The sequence below is a fragment of the Methanoculleus sp. MH98A genome (assembly GCF_000691865.1).
GTDB lineage: Archaea > Halobacteriota > Methanomicrobia > Methanomicrobiales > Methanoculleaceae > Methanoculleus.
In genome coordinates this window covers 1-2173 of record NZ_JMIO01000157.1, presented here as the reverse complement: position 1 = coordinate 2173, position 2173 = coordinate 1, and the positions used below count along the sequence as shown (strand labels likewise).

Sequence of the window (2173 nt, the reverse complement as noted above, 5' to 3'; positions counted from 1 at the left end):
TTGCTGCATACTTTCTTTTGTATGAGTTTGTGGAACTAGGGGTACGTTTGCTGCTTATACCGTATATTGTTTATCGATTCTTAGTGCCGCGAGCTAAACCGACATTTGAGGCGAAAAGGGAGTAATAATTGGGATTAAAATCGGATCGTAGTCTTCCAGAAGAGCGGCAATGTTATTGAGTATTTTGCTTAATTATTTATCCCAGTGAGAGGTTATATTTCCTCAATTTAATTGCATGCACGTCAGATCAATCCGCCGCTCTTTGAGGCTGTTCTGGGTAGTGTAGCAAAAGTTCCGTAAAAGTTGAATAGCCCTCGAATCTTACATTGATTTGTAGAGAGGAAAATCAGGATTATGGGCCTCTAATATCTGTCGAAGGTTAGCTTTGCTAAAACCCTCCAGACGACAACAATCAAAACCACTTGAGTGCTTTCGTCAGTTATGGAGATCAATTTGCCTTTGGTATCCTTGACCTGGTACCGATATTTCCTTGCCTTCAGTCCCCCTCGTTTTGAGAGCCAATGCGATTTCAATTTTGTTTGGTTTCCAATACCGTCCCCTAATTGAAGTCGATATATGTCTCTTGTTAATAGATCCTTTGACTCGCTCCTTCCTTGCCATGTTTGACCGGGATCCTTGAATCTACATCCATTCCTTCTCGGATCATGCATACCAGAAAACTGAGACGTTACCACCTACAACGTACAGTACATGCATCCTTCCCGCAACCCGTCATTCCTCTGTAGCATCCCCGTCACGTCTACGATGATCGGCTTGCCGTTGCAGATCGAAAGCACCGCATCAAGCGTCAGCGACGCAAAGACACTGTGCGGAGAATTAACAATAATACAGTCCACCGGGCTGTCAAGCTCCTGGAGCGAGGCGACTGGCTTCGCCCCGAATCGCTCGATCTCGCCGGGCGCAAGCAGCGGGTCGTGGCCGTAGACATCCACGTCGAACTCCTTGAGTTCGCGGATCATCTCCCCGACCGGGCTCTCCCGGGTGTCGGGAACATTCTCCTTGTAGGTCAGACCAAGAATGAGAACTTTTGAATCGCGGATCACCTTGCCGGCCCGGTTCAGCTCCTTGATTGCGATCTCGGCGACGTGCTTAGGCATGGCGTCGTTGATCGCCCGGCCGGCGAGGATCACTTGCGGGTGGTAGCCAAGCTCCTCGGCCTTGTAGACTAGGTAGTAAGGGTCGACCGGGATGCAGTGGCCGCCGACGAGACCCGGGCGGTAGTTGTGGAAGTTCCACTTCGTCCTCGCAGCCTCGAGGACCGCTTTTGTGTCGATCCCCATCTTCTGAAAGATAATCGAGAGTTCGTTCATGAGGGCGATGTTCAAGTCCCGCTGGACGTTCTCGATCACCTTCGCCGCCTCGGCGGTCTGGATGTCGCGGGCAACGTAGACGTTGGTAACGAGGCCGTAGAGCGCGGCAAGGCGCTCGGTGGTCACGGAATCCATGCCGGAAACAATCTTCGTGATCCTCTCCAGCGTGTGGTCGGCGTCGCCCGGGTTGATCCGCTCGGGCGAGTAGCCGACGAAGAAGTCCTTTCCGCAGGTTCTGCCCGAGACCCGCTCGAGGGTCGGCACCATGACCTCCTCGGTGAGACCGGGGTAAACGGTCGACTCGAGGACGACGATGGCGCTGTCTTTGAGGTTCCGGCCGATGGTCTCGGCCGCCGAGACCACGTAGGATATATCGGGGTCCTTGGTCTTCGTCACCGGGGTGGGGACGGCGATGATCACGACATCGGCCTCACGGATCAGGGCCGGGTCCGTGGTGGCGGTGACCCTGTTTCCGGGCTCGGCGTTGATTCGGGCGATCTTTTCGGCATCGAGGTCGTAGCCGATCGTTTTAAGATGACGGGAGAACGCATCAGCGAGAGGGTAGCCGACATACCCTAGGCCGACGACGCAGACAGTTGTATTCTTCACTGATTTCTGAACCATATTGACGGACTCCCGGAAGTTCCGATAGTGTAGAATATTCCCCGGGTTTTACTTTAAGACTATGATTCTTCCTGCTAACATAGGATGGCACGAAGTGGAAACTACGGTTCGGAACACCTTACTTTGAGAAGCCGGCCGCATTCTGAAGTATTTTCCAGGGTGGGCCGTACGACTGGGTGACGACCGTCCTAACAGGCGCGCACGGTGAGGAGAAGATG

1 protein-coding gene is annotated in these 2173 nt (G+C 53.2%); it reads right to left on the bottom strand.

The features are described 5' to 3' along the window. Positions 1-695 precede the first annotated feature (695 nt). Complete coding sequence (locus EI28_RS12270) at positions 696-1955, bottom strand: nucleotide sugar dehydrogenase (RefSeq protein ID WP_048115223.1); 1260 nt, start codon at positions 1953-1955, stop codon at positions 696-698. Between the last annotated feature and the right edge of the window lie 218 nt (positions 1956-2173).